12 protein-coding genes are annotated in these 15949 nt (G+C 69.1%); 4 read left to right on the top strand and 8 right to left on the bottom strand.

What is annotated here, in order from left to right; all coding sequences use genetic code 11:
• Positions 1-45: 45 nt before the first annotated feature.
• Together ACFXN1_RS13675 and ACFXN1_RS13670 are read right to left on the bottom strand one after the other, a co-directional pair.
• Positions 46-1542, bottom strand: coding sequence for a DHA2 family efflux MFS transporter permease subunit (locus tag ACFXN1_RS13675; protein ID WP_379394107.1), 1497 nt, complete (start codon positions 1540-1542; stop codon positions 46-48).
• Positions 1543-1554: 12 nt separating this feature from the next.
• On the bottom strand, positions 1555-2181 hold the full coding sequence (locus ACFXN1_RS13670) for a PadR family transcriptional regulator (protein WP_379443564.1): 627 nt from the start codon (positions 2179-2181) through the stop codon (positions 1555-1557).
• 246 nt (positions 2182-2427) lie between these two features.
• Here ACFXN1_RS13670 and ACFXN1_RS13665 point away from each other — a divergent pair, with 246 nt between their 5' ends.
• Positions 2428-2550: a hypothetical protein gene (locus ACFXN1_RS13665; protein WP_379443565.1), complete on the top strand. Its 123-nt coding sequence runs from the start codon at positions 2428-2430 to the stop codon at positions 2548-2550.
• Positions 2551-2632: 82 nt separating this feature from the next.
• Here the strand turns inward: ACFXN1_RS13665 and ACFXN1_RS13660 are convergent, their stop codons facing one another.
• Together ACFXN1_RS13660 and ACFXN1_RS13655 are read right to left on the bottom strand one after the other, a co-directional pair.
• A complete protein-coding gene (locus ACFXN1_RS13660) occupies positions 2633-6418 on the bottom strand; it encodes a multifunctional oxoglutarate decarboxylase/oxoglutarate dehydrogenase thiamine pyrophosphate-binding subunit/dihydrolipoyllysine-residue succinyltransferase subunit (RefSeq protein ID WP_379443567.1) in 3786 nt (1261 codons plus the stop codon).
• 112 nt (positions 6419-6530) lie between these two features.
• The gene (locus tag ACFXN1_RS13655) at positions 6531-10277 is read right to left on the bottom strand and encodes an ABC transporter ATP-binding protein (RefSeq protein ID WP_379463582.1); all 3747 of its coding nucleotides are present in this window, start codon (positions 10275-10277) and stop codon (positions 6531-6533) included.
• A gap of 142 nt (positions 10278-10419) precedes the next feature.
• On the opposite strand from ACFXN1_RS13655, the gene ACFXN1_RS13650 reads away from it, so the two are divergent.
• Positions 10420-10953, top strand: a complete 534-nt coding sequence (locus ACFXN1_RS13650) for a VOC family protein (RefSeq protein WP_379394113.1) — start codon at positions 10420-10422, stop codon at positions 10951-10953.
• On the opposite strand, the gene ACFXN1_RS13645 is transcribed toward ACFXN1_RS13650, so the two are convergent.
• From ACFXN1_RS13645 to ACFXN1_RS13635, 3 genes are all read right to left on the bottom strand, one after another.
• Positions 10954-11742, bottom strand: a complete 789-nt coding sequence (locus ACFXN1_RS13645) for an ABC transporter permease (protein WP_379446427.1) — start codon at positions 11740-11742, stop codon at positions 10954-10956.
• Positions 11743-11821: 79 nt separating this feature from the next.
• Complete coding sequence (locus ACFXN1_RS13640; RefSeq protein WP_379446426.1) at positions 11822-12769, bottom strand: ABC transporter ATP-binding protein; 948 nt, start codon at positions 12767-12769, stop codon at positions 11822-11824.
• A complete protein-coding gene (locus tag ACFXN1_RS13635) occupies positions 12766-13482 on the bottom strand; it encodes a hypothetical protein (protein WP_379446424.1) in 717 nt (238 codons plus the stop codon). Before ACFXN1_RS13635 ends, ACFXN1_RS13640 begins: the two co-directional genes overlap by 4 nt.
• Positions 13483-13611: 129 nt before the next feature.
• Between ACFXN1_RS13635 and ACFXN1_RS13630 the strand changes: the two genes are divergently transcribed.
• Positions 13612-14451, top strand: a complete 840-nt coding sequence (locus tag ACFXN1_RS13630; RefSeq protein WP_379394121.1) for a helix-turn-helix transcriptional regulator — start codon at positions 13612-13614, stop codon at positions 14449-14451.
• Between the two features lie 4 nt (positions 14452-14455).
• The gene (locus ACFXN1_RS13625) at positions 14456-14875 is read left to right on the top strand and encodes a VOC family protein (protein ID WP_379446423.1); all 420 of its coding nucleotides are present in this window, start codon (positions 14456-14458) and stop codon (positions 14873-14875) included.
• Between the two features lie 5 nt (positions 14876-14880).
• Here ACFXN1_RS13625 and ACFXN1_RS13620 read toward each other — a convergent pair whose 3' ends face one another.
• Positions 14881-15906 carry a glutathione S-transferase family protein gene (locus ACFXN1_RS13620; protein ID WP_379446422.1) on the bottom strand — a complete coding sequence of 342 codons (1026 nt, stop codon included), beginning with the start codon at positions 15904-15906 and terminating at the stop codon, positions 14881-14883.
• Between the last annotated feature and the right edge of the window lie 43 nt (positions 15907-15949).

Genomic DNA, 15949 nt, shown 5'->3' with positions numbered 1-15949 from the left:
CGCGGGGAAACCCCCGGCGGGCAGCGCTTTTCGAATGTCGGCGGATCAGTGCACCCCGATATCGGCCTTCGCCATATCGTCGCGCTCATCGCCCTCCGCCTTGCCGTGCCCGATGAACAGCGCCGAGGCGGCGACGCCGATCAACAGGATCAGGGCGGGCAGGTAGATGGACTGGCTCAGCGCGGTGCTGAGCTTCTCCAGGATGGGACCTCGGACCTCGGCCGGCAGGCTGCTCAGGCTCTTGCCGCCACCGCCCTCGCCGATCGGGCCGCTGGGCAGGCCCTGCGCCGAGATGCGAGCCGAGAGCAGTGCGCTGATCGTGGCCGAACCGAGCACCGAACCGATCTGACGGGTGGTGTTGTAGACGCCCGCGCCCGCACCGGCCTGCTGCACCGGCAGGTTGTGGGTGGCGGTGGTGGCCAGCGGCGCCCAGATGCAGGCATTGGCGATACCGGAGATGCCGCCGACGATCATGAACAGCGGGATCGAGCCGTCCGGCTTCATCAGGACGCCGAACCCGAACAGGGTCGCCGCGAAGAGCGCGAAACCGATGGTCGGAATGACGCGCGGCGCGACCTTGTCCGAGATCTTGCCGATGATCGGCGCGAACACACCGGTCAGAATCGCCATGGGCGCAAAGACCAGTGCCGAGCGCGTCGGCGTCATGTCGTGTACCTGCTGTAGATAGAAGTAGGCGGGCACGAACACGCTGGTCACCGCCGCGCCCATGGCCGCGATGGCCAGGTTGGACAGCGCGAAGTTGCGGTCCTTGAACAGGCTCAGCGGCACCAGCGGCTCACCGGTATTGCGAGCCTGGTTGACGATGAACAGCGCCAGCACCGCCACGCCGGCGATGATCATGGCCCAGATCCAGGCGTCCCAGTGGTGGCTGTTGCCCTCCTGGATGCCGAACACCAGCAGGAACATGCCGACGCCCGAGAGCACCACGCCGACCAGGTCGAACTTGTGGTCGTTGGTGGGCAGCGAGGGCACCAGCCAGACGGCCAGGGCGAAGGCGATGATGCCGATCGGCACGTTCACGTAGAAGATCCACTGCCAGCCCTGCCAGTCCACCAGCACGCCGCCCAGGATCGGGCCGACCAGGGTGGCCAGACCGGCCACGCCGCCCCACAGGCCCATGGCCGCGCCGCGCTTGTCCGGCGGGAAGGTGCGGGTGATGACCGCCATGGTCTGCGGCGTCATGAGCGCCGCGCCCAGGCCCTGCACGGCGCGGGCCGCGATCAGCATATTGATGCTCGTCGACTCCGCACACCACAGCGAGGCCAGGGTGAACACGGCCAGGCCGCCGAGATAGATGGTCTTGGGGCCGAAGCGATCTCCGAGTCGGCCGGTGACCAGCAGCGGCACCGCGTAGGCCAGCAGGTAGGCGGAGGTGACCCAGATGACCTGGGAGACATCGGCCTGCAGGTCCTTCATGATCGCCGGATTGGCCACCGCGACGATGGTCATGTCCAGCAGGATCATGAAGAACCCGACGACCAGCGCGTACAGCGCCAGCCACGGATTGCGTTGAGTGGACACGGATTCGGGTTCCTATCTCAGGGTGTGGTTCGTGATGTCGATGCGTTTGCCGGACTCGTCGAAGGTCTCCCATTCGATGTGTCCGCTCTCGATCTCGGCGATGAATCCACGCAGCCATTCGACTTCGGCGGTGTTCTGTGCGCGGATGTAGTCCACGCGGGCCCAGTACCGCCGCGGAACGTCGGAGGCGGCCGCCAGGTCGTGGATCGTGTCGAGCTCGGCGAGCCGGGCGTCGATCGAGGCGACACGTTCTCGGAGGGCATCGATGACCTCGTCCAGGGGCAAGTTGTGTGCTTCGGCCAATCCGGTCACGAAGACCGGATACTCCCGGGCCGGCTCGCGCAGCAGGTCCCGGATCCGGGTGCGCAGCGCCTCGCGCCCGGCGGTCCGAATGCGGTAGGTGGTTCGTTCCGGCCGGTTGCCGGCCCGATCGGTGCTCTCGGCGGTCAATAGTTCCTGGTCGGCCAGCCGGGCCACGGCGTGGTAGAGCGAGCCCGGTTTGATCTTCACGAACTCGTCCTCATGCCGGCTCAAGAGCAGTTGATACATCTCGTACGGGTGCATCGGACGTTCCTCCAGCAGCGCGAGGACCAGCATCGCCAAGGGCGTGAGTGCCGGTGTCGACTGCTTCCGGGTCACCTGGACCTCCCATTCCCGGTGACGCTATCGCGGGTCACCGACATCCTCCGTACCAAATATTCCACGTGGAATATACGACGCGGGACATGCTGGGGGCAACCCCGCCCCGCCACCCGCTCCTCGCTGTGATGACCATCACGACTATGACGAAATGCCTTGTCGCAGGCCATTTCCCGACAGGCCGCAAGTAATTCCGGCCGGTAGCATCAACTTTCGTTACGGAAGTAGCAGAAAGAGGTACACGCAATGTCCGATCAGGAATCGACCCAGGACACCGCCGCCGCCGAGGGTATCGCCGCCATGATGGCGGTCTGGGACCTCGAGGGCTCGGACGACGCGAAGGCTCGAGGCGACGTGCAGGACAAGTAATCCCGCTCTGCCGCAACGAAAAAGCCGCCCGCCGGATCGAAAGATCCAGCGGGCGGCTTCGTTTCACCGCGATCCGGCCGAATTATGCGGTCGGGGAGAACGCCTCGTCGATGATCTCCTGCTGCTCCACCGCGTGCACCTTGGACGAACCCGAGGACGGGGCCGACATGGCGCGGCGCGAGATGCGGCGCAGCTTGCCGAAGCGGGCGGGCAGGATCTCCGGCAGGTTCAGGCCGAAGAACGGCCATGCGCCCTGGTTGGCCGGCTCCTCCTGGACCCACGCCAGATCGCCGGCGTTGGGGTACTGCTCCAGTGCCTCGTTCAGGCGGAACTTCGGAATCGGGTACAGCTGCTCGACGCGCACGATGGCCACGTCGTCGCGGTTGTGCTTCTTCTTCTCGGCCACCAGCTCGTAGTAGATCTTGCCGGAGGTGAGCAGCACGCGCTTGACCTTGGCGCGGTCGCCGTCGCCCGACTCGTAGGTGGGCTCCTCGAGCACGGTGCGGAACTTGTTGTCCGTGAAGTCCTCGACCTCGGAGATCACGGCCTTGTTGCGCAGCATGGACTTCGGGGTGAAGACCACCAGCGGGCGGCGGATGCCGTCCAGGGCGTGGCGACGCAGCAGGTGGAAGTAGTTCGACGGGGTGGACGGGACCGCCACCGTCATCGAACCCTCGGCACACAGCTGCAGGAAGCGCTCGATACGACCCGAGGTGTGGTCCGGGCCCTGGCCCTCGTGACCGTGCGGCAGCAGCAGCACGACCTCGGAGAGCTGACCCCACTTGGCCTCACCGGAGGAGATGAACTCGTCGATGATGGACTGCGCGCCGTTGACGAAGTCACCGAACTGCGCCTCCCACAGGACGAGTGCGTCCGGGTTGCCCAGCGAGTAGCCGTACTCGAAACCGACAGCGGCGTACTCGGACAGCGCCGAGTCGTGCACCGCGAACCAGCCCGGGTTCTTCGACCCGATGTTGTGCAGCGGGGTGTACTCGTCACCGTTCTTGCGGTCGATGATCACCGAGTGCCGCTGCGAGAAGGTGCCGCGGCGGGAGTCCTGACCGGTCAGGCGGACGGCCTTGCCCTCGTCGACGAGCGTGCCGAAGGCCAGCAGCTCGGCCATGGCCCAGTCGACCTTGCCCTCGTAGGCCATCTCGCGGCGCTTCTCCAGCACCGGCTTGACGCGCGGGTGCACGCTGAAGCCCTCGGGCACGTTCACGAACGCGTCGCCGATGCGCTGCAGCACCGTCTTGTCCACGGAGGTCACCAGGTTCGGCGGCAGCTGCTGCTCGTCCTCGACCGACTCCGACGGCTCCGGCGGGAACTTCTCCAGCTCGCGCACCTCGTTGAAGATCCGCTCCAACTGACCCTGGTAGTCACGCAGGGCGTCTTCGGCTTCCTTCATGGAGATGTCGCCACGGCCGATCAGGCTCTCGGTGTACGCCTTGCGGACCGAGCGCTTGGTGTCGATCACGTCGTACATGCCCGGCTGGGTCATCGACGGGTCGTCGCCCTCGTTGTGGCCGCGGCGGCGGTAGCAGATCATGTCGATCACGACGTCGCGCTTGAACTTCTGCTTGTAGTCGACGGCCAGCTTGGCCACCCACACACAGGCTTCCGGGTCGTCGCCGTTCACGTGGAAGATCGGGGCGCCGATGAACTTCGCGATGTCGGTGGAGTATTCGGTGGAGCGCGAGTACTCCGGCGCGGTGGTGAAGCCGATCTGGTTGTTCACCACGATGTGCACGGTGCCACCGGTGCGGTAGCCGCGCAGACCCGACAGGTTCAGGGTCTCGGCCACCACGCCCTGGCCGGCGAAGGCCGCGTCACCGTGCAGCATGAGCGGCACGACCGAGAACGACCGCGCCTCTTCACCCTTGGTGACGATGTCTTCCTTGGTGAGCAGGTCCTGCTTGGCGCGGACCAGACCCTCCAGCACCGGGTCGACGGCCTCGAGGTGCGAGGGGTTGGCGGTCAGCGAGACCTCGATCTCGTTGTCGCCGAACATCTGCAGGTAGGTGCCGCGCGCACCGAGGTGGTACTTCACGTCGCCGGAGCCGTGGGTGGCGGCCGGGTTCATGTTGCCCTCGAACTCGGTGAAGATCTTCGAGTAGGGCTTGCCGACGATATTGGCCAGCACGTTCAGGCGGCCGCGGTGCGGCATACCGATAATGACCTCGTCGAGGGCGTACTCGGCGCACTGGTCGATGACGGCGTCCATCATCGGGATGACCGACTCGGCGCCTTCCAGCGAGAAGCGCTTCTGGCCCACGTACTTGGTCTGCAGGAAGGTCTCGAACGCCTCGGCCGCATTGAGCCGGGACATGATGTACTTCTGCTCGGCCACAGTGGGTTTCGCGTGCTTCTGCTCCACGCGTTCCTGAATCCACTTGAGCTGCTCGGGATCCAGGATGTGGGTGTACTCCACACCCACGTGGCGGGCGTAGGCGTCGCGCAGGATGGACAGCACGTCGCGCAGCTTCATGCGCTCCTGGCCGTGGAAGCCCGCGACATTGAATTCGCGGTCCAGGTCCCACAGGGTCAGGCCGTGCTGGGTGACATCCAGGTCAGGGTGCGAGCGGAACTTGTCCTTCACCAGCCGCAGCGGGTCGGTGTCGGCCATCAGGTGGCCGCGGCTGCGGTAGGCGTTGATCATCTCCTGCACGCGGGTCGACTTGTCGATGCCGCGTTCCTGAATGTCCTTGCGCCAGCGCACCGGCTCGTAGGGGACACCCATGCCGTGGAAGATCTCGTCGTAGAACTCGTCCGAGATCAGCAGGTTGTGGACGGTCCGCAGGAAGTCGCCGGACTCCGCGCCCTGGATGATGCGGTGGTCGTAGGTGGAGGTCAGGGTCATCAGCTTTCCGATACCCATCTCCGCGAGCTGCTGATCGCTCATGCCCTGGAACTCGGCCGGGTACTCCATGGCGCCCGCGCCGATGATCGCGCCCTGGCCCAGCATGAGGCGCGGCACCGAGTGGTTGGTGCCGATGGTGCCGGGGTTGGTCAGCGAGATGGTGACACCGGCGAAGTCGTCGTTGGTCAGCTTGCCGTCACGGGCGCGGCGCACGACGTCCTCGTACGCGCTGTGGAACTGCGCGAAGGTCATGCCCTCGGCGTTCTTGATGGCCGCGACCGCCAGCGCACGGCTGCCGTCCTTGCCCGGAAGGTCGATGGCCAGACCGAGATTGGTGTGCGCGGGGGTGACCGCGTTCGGCTTCCCGTCGACCTCGGCGAAGTGCCGGTTCATGTTCGGGAAGGCCTTGATGGCCTGCACGATGGCGTAACCCAGCAGGTGGGTGAAGGAGATCTTGCCACCGCGGGTACGGGCCAGGTGGTTGTTGATGACCAGGCGATTGTCGATCATCAGCTTGGCCGGGATGGCACGCACCGAGGTCGCGGTGGGGATGGCCAGCGACGCCGACATGTTCTTGACGACGGCCGCGGCGGGACCGCGCAGCACCTTGGTCTCGTCCTCGGCGGTGGGCTTGGGGCCGCCCGAGGTCGGGGCCGCGTTGGAGCTGGGGGCGGGAGTGGTCTGGGGGGTGCGCACCTGGGCGGGGGCCGGAGCCGGGGCGGGGGCGGCCGGGGCGGGGGTGGCGACAGGGGTGGAATTCACGGCGGGGGCGCTCTGGGCGGGTCCGGGGGCAGTAGGCACTGCGGCGGGTGCCGGAGCGACGGCGGCGGCCGCCTGGCTGTTGATACCAATCTCGGCAGTGTTCTCCGGCGTGTAGTCCGCCAGGAACTCGTGCCAGCTCTCATCGACGGACGAGGGGTCTTGCTTGTACTTCTGGTACATCTCGTCGACAAGCCACTGGTTCTGTCCGAACTGGTCTGTTGAGCTGCTCACAGCAGGTGTTCGCCTCATTTCGTTCTTCGCGCTGCGACGTTTGTGACGTGCCCGGCACGGGTAATCGGCGGATGCGCGCCGATGCGCCCCCACTGAGGATATGCCCACCCCTGTTCGCCGTCGGGCATGGCTACCACCGAGCGGACACATTCTCTGATGACGACTCGTCCTCGCCCGAGAATATTCCTTCCGTCGCCTGCGCCGCAGCCCACAGGCGCGAGTACGGTCCCTGTGCCGCGAGGAGTTCGTCGTGGCCGCCGATTTCGCTGATCCGGCCGTGCTGGACGACGGCGATCCGATCGGCCTGGGCGGCGGTCGCCAGCCGGTGCGCGACGATGACCGAGGTGCGGCCGCGCGTCACCGATTCGTTCGCGACCAGCACCGATGCCTCGGCGGCCGGATCCAGCACGGCCGTGGCCTCGTCGAGCAGCAGCAGATCGGGGCGGACCAGTTCGGCACGGGCCAGGGCGATGAGCTGCCGCTGACCGGCGGAGAGCCCGCGTCCGCGTTCGCCGACCGGCTGCCGCATGCCCTGGGGCAGGGCGGTGATGGTGTCCAGCGCCCCGACCGCGGCCGCGGCCGCCTCGATTTCCCCGGGACTCGCAAAAGGTTTGCCAAATGCAATGTTGCTGGCGATGTCGCCGGTGAACAGGTGAGCTTCCTGAGGGACCACGCCGAGCCGCGAGCGGAACTCGGCGAGCCGATAGTCGCGAATATCGACGCCGTCCACGCGAATTGCGCCGGTGCCGTCCGGATCAAGGCCGCTGTCATGCATATCCGCTATGGAGAACGGCGTAACATTGCCGGAAAGTTCGTGATTCCCGTCACCCGGTGTCCGGGCCGTGTGGTCACCCGGTGTCCGGGGCATGTCATAGAGCCGGGCGAGCAGCTTCACGATGGTCGACTTGCCCGCGCCGGTCTCGCCGACCAGCGCCAGGCTGCCGCCCGCCGGGATGGTCAGGCTGACGCCCTCGAGCGCGGGCCGCACCGCGCCCGGGTACTGGAAGCGGACATTGTCGAAGACGACCTCCCCGCGCAGCCGCCCGTCGATGGGCGCCGCGTCCGCGGGATCCGGCGCGATGGATGACCGGGTCCGCAGCAGTTCCCCGATGCGCCGCAACCCGACTCGCGCCTGCTGATACCCGTCGAACAGCTGCGAGAGCTGCATGATCGGCCCGAACAGCAGCTGCAGGTAGAGCACGAACGCCACCAGCGTGCCCGGCGTGGTGGACCCGTGCGCGACCGCCCAGGCCCCGGTGAAGACCACCGACGCCAGCGCCAGATCCGCCCACATGCCGACGAAGGCGAAGAAGGTGGCGATGGCCCGCTGGGCCCGCATCCGGCTGATCCGGAAATTGTCGGAGTACCCGGCGAACCGGCGTGCGGAGAGGGCCTCGTGCCGATTGGCCTGCACCACCCGCAAACCCGCGACATTCTCGGCGAAGTCGGCGTTCACCGTGGCCGAATGTTCGCGCGCGGCACTGTAGGCGGAATCGGAGACCTTGCGGAACCACCAGGTGGCCAGGAGCAGCGGCGGGAGCGTCACGAACACGACCAGCGCCAGCTGGAAGTCGATCACCAGCAGTGCCACCGCGATGCCGGCCACCGTCAGCAGCGCGACGAGCGCGTCCGGCAGTCCGGTCTGCATGAAGGTGGACAGGGCGTCGATGTCGGTCGTCATCCGGGTCATGATGCGGCCGGACAGTTCTCGCTCGTAGAAGTCGAGCCCGAGCCGCTGCAGGTGGGCATAGCTGCGGACCCGCAGCCCGAAGAGCACACGCTCCCCGGCCCGGTTGCTCCACAGCAGTGAGGTCGAGGCGACCAGCCAGCCGAGCCCGACCAGCACGGTCCCGATCATGGTGGCCTGCACCAGCGCCCAGCCGTCGTGCTTGCCGACGCCCGAGTCGACCGCGTACCGCACCACGGACGGGAAGCCCACGCCCACCACCGCGTTCAGCGCGAGCAGCACCATGGTGCCGGCGACCAGCCACTTCACCAGCCGCAGCGCATGACTCAGCCGGAAGCCCGGGTCGGGCTCGCGCAGCTCGGCCGCATCCAGGCCCGGCCGCTCGGCGGCCGGCGGCAGCTTCCCCAGCACCCGCCGCACTTCCGCCGGTGTGTCCCGATCGGCCGAATGCCGGCTTCCGGCAGCCGTTTCCGCGGTCATGTCCGGCGCGTCCGCAATCACCGGCACCTGCTCGTCGCCGGATTCCGGTGCGGGCAGCCGGATCACGCGGTCGGCGTGGGCGAGGGTGGATTCGCGGTGGGCCAGAATGAGGGTGGTCCGTCCGGAATCGGCGGGGAGGGAGGCGAAGATGGCGGCCTCGGTGACGGCGTCCACCGCGGAAGTGGCGTCGTCGAGGACCAGGATGCGCGGGTCGGCGAGCAGGGCGCGGGCCAATGCGATGCGCTGGCGCTGACCGCCGGAGAGAGTCAGGCCGCGTTCGCCGACCACGGTCTCGTAGCCGTCGGGCAGGGCGTTGACGAAGTCGTCGGCCGCGGCCTGTTTGGCGGCGGCCTGGATCTCCGCCTCGGTGGAATCGGGCCGGCCGAGGGCGATATTGGCGGCGATGGTGTCCGAGAGCAGGAAGGCCTCGTCGAAGACCACGCCGACCGCCGAGCGCAGATCGGCGGCGCGCAGGTCGGCGATGTCGGCGCGGGAGTCCTTGCCGTACAGGGTGATCCGGCCGGAGCCGAGGGAGTAGAAGCGGGGCAGCAGCAGGCTCAGGGTGGATTTGCCCGAGCCCGCCGGGCCGATGACGGCCACCGTCTCGCCGGGTGCGATGTTCAGCGTGAAGTCGCGCAGCACGGGCCGGCCGGGCTCGAAACCGAAGGTGAGATCGTCGATTTCGATGCCGAGCGGTCCCTCGGGCACCTCCACCGGGTGCTCCGGATCGATGCGTTCGGGCGCGCTGTCGATGACCTGGTTCACGCGTTCGGCCGCCGCGCGCGTCAGCTGCGCCATGACCACCACATACGACACGATCCGGGTGGAGTTGGTCATCGTCGACACGTAGGCGACGAAGGCCAGGAAGGTGCCGAGCCCGATGCTGCCGTGGAAGGCGAGCAGCCCGCCCGCCGCGATCACCGCGACCAGACCGGCCTGCGGAATCGATCCCAGGGTGGGGCTGAAACGGGCGTCGATATGGGCGGCGCGCATGCGCTCGGCGTACAACGTGCGGCCGTGCTGCTCGAGCACGTCGACCATCCGGGCCTCCTGCCCGAAGCCCTTCACCACGCGCACGCCGGTGACGGTCTCCTCGACGTGCTGGGCCAGGTCGGCGGCGCGCTGCTGCGCGGACCAGGTGGCCGCGTACAGCCGCGGCCGCACCCGGTAGACCACCAGCGCCAGCACCGGCACCACCAGCAGCGCGGCCAGGGCCAGCGGCGGCGAGAGCCACAGCATGACGCCCGCGGCCAGCACGAACTGCAGTGCCGCCACCGCGGACCAGGGGCCCATCGCCAGCAGGCCCTGCACCAGGGTCAGGTCGCTGATCGAGCGCGAGATGACCTGCCCGGTGCGCAGCCCGTCCTGTCCGGGCCCGTCCAGCCGTTGCAGCGCGGACAGGAGATCCACGCGCAGTTCGTGCTGGACGTCGAGGGCGAGCCGCCCGGCGAGCATGCGCCGCCCGAACGAGGCGAGGAAGCGGCCGACCGCGAGCACGCCCAGTGCCACGGCCATGGCCGCGATGATGCCGGTGTTCCCGGCGGTCGCGCCGTCGAGGGCGCGCTTGGCCAGCAGCGGCCCGGTCACCTCCACGACCGCCCCGAGCACGATGGCCAGCCCCAGCCCGGACAGCATCCACGGGTGCCCGGCGCACCGTTCCCACAACCTGCGCAGCCAGCCGCGCACCCTATCCACATCCTTCGAAGTCATCCCGGAGAACAACTGTCTCCCCACCCCCACTTTGTTCCCGTCGTTCTACCGCCCTGTCCAGTGTGCCGGGACGGTGGCTTGTGCGGCGCGGCACGCCGTGGTCGGCTGGATCGTCACGGTCCTTCGAAACGGAGTCGCCCCCATGCCGATTCAGCGTCTCAATCACGCCGTCCTGTTCGTCTCCGACGTGGAGCGCTCGGTCGCCTTCTACAGCGAGGTACTGGGCTTTCGCCGGCTGCCCGGCGGATTCCCGGGCGGGGCGTTCCTGCAGGCGGCCGGGTCGGCCAACGACCACGACCTGGGCCTGTTCCAGTCGCCGGACCCGTCGGCCCCGCACCGCACCGGCCGGGTCGGCCTCTATCACCTGGCGTGGGAGGTGGACACGCTGAGCGAACTGCAGCGGGTGCGCGACGCCCTGGTCGCGGCGGGCGCGCTCACCGGGGCTTCCGACCACGCCTCCACCAAGGCGCTCTACGCCGCCGACCCCGACGGCATCGAATTCGAGGTCTGCTGGCTGGTTCCCGACGCCGCGGTGGAAGCGGAGCTGGCCGCCATGACCGCGCCGAGCCTCCCGCTGGACCTGCCGGGCCTCATCGCGAAGTACGGCGCGGACACGCCCGGCGGTCCGCGCACCGATCACGAGGTGTGGCGGCGGTTGTTCTCCGGCCGTGCCTGATCAGAGGTCGCGGCGGGTGAGCATCCACCAGGCGGCCGCACCCGCCGCGGCGCTCCACAGCACCAGCAGCGCCATGGCGGCCGGGGTCGGCGCGATGAGCGCGCTCTTGGCGTAACGGCCGCCGCTGATCGCCCCGACCGTCGAGGACACCGGCAGGATGGCCGCCAGCCCACCGAATCCGATGGCGCGCGCGGTGATCCAGATCAGCGGCTCCAGCACGGCCCAGCCCAGCACGGCGGCCAGCGCGCGGGTGGGCGAGCGCAGCACGACACCGATCGCGGTGCCGATCACCGCCCAGCACACCGCCGCCAGCGCCACCCCGATCAGCACGCCGAAGAAGCCGCCGTCCAGGGGCACCCGGGCGCCGCCGGCCAGCCGCATGGCGGCCCCGCCCAGCACCTCCATCAGCAGCACGGTGCCGAGCGAGAACGCCCCCGCCACCGCGAGTTTCGCGCCGAGCAGCAGGGTGCGGTCGGGGGTGTACAGCGAGCTCATCGCCAGCGATCCGGACTGGAGTTCGGTGCCGGCACCCAGCGCCCCGAAGGTGGCCGCCGCCGCGACCGTGAGCACCAGCACCCAGGTGGTCAGCAGTGCCGCCCAGCCGGATCCGGAGCTGAAGCCCTGCGCATGCTGGTCGCCGGGCTGGAATCCGGTGCCCAGCGCCACGAACGCGATCACGCCCGCCACGATGACCCCGCCGCCGATCAGCCAGTTCGACCGCACCGAAGTCACCTTCCGCACTTCGGAATTCGCGGCCCGGACCACCACCGGCGGCACAGTGAGGATCATCGAATGTCCTTTCGTGGGAGGTCGTCGATCCGGCGACGGACCGTGCTCCCATGGCGGATAGCGGTGTGGCGCAACGACTTCACCGGTAGGTCCGGTAGGCGGCCGGGCCCGGGTACCCAGGCGACGGGGGCCCGCTGTGGGTGAGGGCGGCCAGGACCTGATCGGGATGAATGTGTTCGGGGGTGATCTCGGTGAGCTGGACGCGGGCCGTGGAGGCGGCCGATTCCAGTTGCGAGAGTGAGGCTTCCGCGATGGCGAGGCGGCCGTCGGGCCGCATGACCGCGTCGGTGAAGCCCTGCGCGGCCAGGGTGGTGGCCAGCGCGATCGGGCTGGAGGCCTTCACCAGCAGCCGGTCCGGGTGGCTGCGGCGCAGCCGGGCCGGGCTGCCCTGGTAGGCGATGCGGCCGTGGTCCAGCACGAGCAGCTCGTCGGCGATGGGCAGCACGGTGCTGAGCATGCGGGAGGTGAGCAGCACGGTGCCGCCGCGGCGGGCGTGGCCGCGCAGATAGTCGTTGAGCCAGGCGGTCTCGCCGATATCGAGCCCGGCGGCCGGATCGTCGAGTACCAGCAGCGGCGGATCGCCGAGCAGCGCGACGGCCAGCGCCAGCCGGGTCCGCATGCCCTCCGGCAGGCCGCCGATGCGCTGGTCGGCGGCATCGGTGAGCCGCACCAGCGCCAGCAGTTCCTCCGCCCGGGCATCGGAAACGCCTGCGGCGGAGGCATAGACGAGCAGCTGGGCGAACACCCGGCGGGCCGGGTGCAGGCCGCGCGGATTCAGCATGGCGCCCACCACCTGGCGTCCGGCCCGCACGCCGGAGCCGGGTCCGCCCACGCTCGCGGTGCCGGAGGTGGGGGTGAGCAGTCCGAGCAGCATGCGCAGCACCGTGGACTTGCCCGCGCCGTGCGGGCCCACCAGGGCGGCCACCTTGCCGGCGGGCACCACGAAGCTCACGTCCTCGACCGCGGTGACGCTCTCGAAGGTCTTGGTCAGGCCCCCGGCGGCGAAGGCGAGCGGCCGCGCGCTCACGGCTGCAGGTTCCGGGTCGGCGCCTCCACCGCGGGCAGCGGATCGGCGTCGATGACCAGGGGCCGGGGCCAGGTCAGCGGCGGCGCGCCGAACGCCTTGCGGGCATTGTCGACCACGCCGCGCCCGATCGCCCGGTTGCCGAATCCGCCGATGGCCGCGCCGATTCCGGCCGGAATCACCTTGCCGACCATGAGCGCGCCGCGTTTGGCGATGAACTGGATCATGAAGCGTTTGAGCAGCGAATCGTTCATGGTGCTCAGGCCCGGGATCTTGCCCGCCAGCAGCCCGCCCCAGTTCGCGGCCGAGTGCCCGACGCTCTTCTGCACGATCTCCATGCCGCTCTCGCCGAGCACCACGGCCAGCACCAGGGCGCGGCGGCGCTCCTTGTCCTCGGGCGCGACTCCGTGCACGGCCGCCACCGCCAGGGTGAACACCGCGGACGCCTCCAGGAAGAAGGCGGTCTCCGCGCTCATGGCCGCCAGCGACGCCACCGTCCCGACGCCCGGCACCGCCGCGGTCGCGCCGACCGCCGTGCCGGAGGTGGTGACGGTTTTGAGGTAGAGCTTTTCGATGCGCGCGATGATCTGCCCGGGCGTCTCACCCGGATGCGCATCCCGCAGCTTGCCCACGTATCTCGTGACAGCCGGGGCCTGTACCTGGGACCCGTTGTCGAGCAGCGAGACGACCGCTTTTTCGAGCCCGGTCTTGAACATCGACGACAACCCCTTCTTCGTGCGGTCCTCCAGACCGAACTCTATGGCACTTCGACAACGATTCGCGAGATAGACCGGTTCCGGACGGGAGGGTCCCACGCCGGAGACCATCGGCCTAGGGTGGACGGCGTGGCAGGCGTGTCCGAAGGCGCCTCGGGACTGCCCGACCCGCGATTGCGCGCGTACGTCCTCGGGTACGAGGGCTATCTATTGCACGGCTTCGCGCCGGGTACGCATGTCGGGATGCCCGCGGCGGCGCTGACCGTGATCATCACCATCGACGAGCCCATTCACGTGCCGGTGTCCTCGCATCCGGAGCAGGCGGGCGGTCACTGGGACATGCTGGCCAGCGGGCTCACGGTGCGGCCGGCGGTGATCGCGCACAACGGGTTCCAGCACGGGGTACAGCTGAACCTGACGCCGTTGGGCTGCCGGGCGCTGTTCGGGATGCCCGCGGCGGCGCTCGGGTCGTGGATCGTGGATCTGGCCGACGTGCTCGGGCCGCGCGCGACGGAGTTGCGGGAGCGGCTGTCGTCGGTGCGCTCGTGGCCGCGGCGCTTCGCCGTCATCGATGAAATCCTGCTGCGCCAGGTGGATCCGGTGCGCTGGGCCGCCGAGCTGACCCACGCCTGGACGCTGCTGTCGGGCCCCGACCCGGCGGTGCGGGTGGCCGCCGTGGCCGACGAGATCGGCTGGAGCCGAAGACATCTCGGCAGCCGCTTCAGCGCCGAATTCGGCATCACCCCCAAGGACGCCGCCCGGGTGGCGCGCTTCGAACGCTCGCACCGCCTGCTGCGGGACCCGATCCTGCCCCCGCTCGCGGAGGTGGCGGCCGCCGCCGGGTACTACGACCAGGCGCACATGGCCCGCGAATGGCGGGAACTCGCGGGCATGCCGCCGTCGGTGTGGCGGGAACGCGAGGAGTTCCCATTCGTCCAAGACCAGCAGGCCGCCGAGGTCGGAGGCTAGTCCCATGAGCGAAACGACAACCCCCATCGAGACCGGCACCGTCGTCTGGCCGACCCTGGTCTACCGCGACGCCCCGGCCGCCATCGCATTCCTGGAGCGGGCCTTCGGCTTCGAGACCACCGCCCGCTACGACGAGGGCGACACCGTCGCGCACGCCGAACTCGCCTGGCCCGGCGGCGGCGCCATCATGCTCGGCGGCGTCCGCGAGGGCATGGCGCTGGACTGCCAGCCGCCCGGCGTCGGCTCGGTGTACATCGCCGTCGACGACGCGGACACCCTGTACGCCCGGGCGCAGGCCGCGGGCGCCACCATCACCCGTGAGCTGCGCGATGAAACCGATTACGAGTCACGGGGTTTCACCTGCCGCGACCCCGAAGGCGTCTATTGGAGCTTCGGCACCTACCGGGGCGCGGCCGGCGAGTAGCCGGGTCAGGCCGGGGCGTGTCCTGCGGGCACGCGCTCGGCCTCGACCGGCGGGGGCGTCGGGGTGCCGTCGCCGAAGGGCCTGCCGCCCAAGGCTTCCCGGCCGTGCGGGGTCAGCCAGTTGCCGAGCTCGGGCCCCTTGGGCACCACCCGGGTCGGGTTGATGTCGGTGTGCACGATGTAGTAGTGCTGCTTGATCTGCACGAAGTCGATCGTGTCGCCGAACCCGGGGGTCTGGTAGAGGTCGCGGGCATAGGCCCACAGCACCGGCATCTCGGTGAGTTTCTGCCGATTGCACTTGAAATGGCCGTGATAGACCGGATCGAACCGGGCCAGTGTCGTGAACAGCCGGACGTCGGCCTCGGTGATGGTGTCGCCCACCAGGTACCGCTGGGTCGCCAGTCGCTCGGACAGCCAGTCGAGTGCGGTGAAGAGCCGGTCGTAGGCGGCGTCGTAGGCGTCCTGCCCGCCCGCGAACCCGCACCGGTACACGCCGTTGTTGACCTCGGTGTAGACGCGGCGGTTCACCGAATCTATCTCCGCGCGAAGGTCTTCCGGATACAGCCGCGGCGCGCCGGGCCGGTGGTACTGCGCCCACTGGGTGGAGAAGTCGAGGGTCATCTGCGCGTAGTCGTTGGTGACGACCGCGCCGGTGCGCTCGTCCACGATGGCGGGCACGGTGATGCCGCGCGGATAGTCGGGGAACCGCTTGAAGTAGGCGTCCTGCAGGAAGTGGATGCCCAGCATCGGATCCACCTCGCCCGGATCCAGATCGAAGGTCCAGCTGCGCTTGTCGTGGGTGGGCCCGCACAGTCCCAGCGACAGCACCGATTCCAGTCCGAGCAGCCGCCGCACGATGAGCGTGCGATTGGCCCATGGACAAGCCCGCGCCGCCACCAGCCGATACCGGCCGGGCTCGACCGGATACCCGTCTCGGCCGTCGGCGGTGATCCGCGTTTCGATGTAGTTCGTATCGCGCTTGAATTCGCCCGGTTCGACGTAGGTCCCCGGCTCGGATTTCGAGGTCGTCACATGATCAGGCTAGTTGCCTCCGCGAAATTTCCCTTCCGCTCTG

The organism is Nocardia sp. NPDC059154 (assembly GCF_042755705.1).
In the GTDB taxonomy this organism is placed as follows: domain Bacteria; phylum Actinomycetota; class Actinomycetes; order Mycobacteriales; family Mycobacteriaceae; genus Nocardia.
Note: the sequence above shows the minus strand (reverse complement) of the source record. Positions and strands in the feature narration are given on the sequence as shown.

What these genes read in the sequence shown, in the direction of transcription:
- ACFXN1_RS13655 (WP_379463582.1), bottom strand. Translation starts at nt 10,277, where the DNA reads ATGACTTCGAAGGATGTGGATAGGGTGCGCGGCTGGCTGCGCAGGTTG.
- ACFXN1_RS13660 (WP_379443567.1), bottom strand. Translation starts at nt 6,418, where the DNA reads ATGAGGCGAACACCTGCTGTGAGCAGCTCAACAGACCAGTTCGGACAG.
- ACFXN1_RS13625 (WP_379446423.1), top strand. Translation starts at nt 14,456, where the DNA reads ATGAGCGAAACGACAACCCCCATCGAGACCGGCACCGTCGTCTGGCCG.
- ACFXN1_RS13650 (WP_379394113.1), top strand. Translation starts at nt 10,420, where the DNA reads ATGCCGATTCAGCGTCTCAATCACGCCGTCCTGTTCGTCTCCGACGTG.
- ACFXN1_RS13635 (WP_379446424.1), bottom strand. Translation starts at nt 13,482, where the DNA reads ATGTTCAAGACCGGGCTCGAAAAAGCGGTCGTCTCGCTGCTCGACAAC.
- ACFXN1_RS13645 (WP_379446427.1), bottom strand. Translation starts at nt 11,742, where the DNA reads ATGATCCTCACTGTGCCGCCGGTGGTGGTCCGGGCCGCGAATTCCGAA.
- ACFXN1_RS13665 (WP_379443565.1), top strand. Translation starts at nt 2,428, where the DNA reads ATGTCCGATCAGGAATCGACCCAGGACACCGCCGCCGCCGAGGGTATC.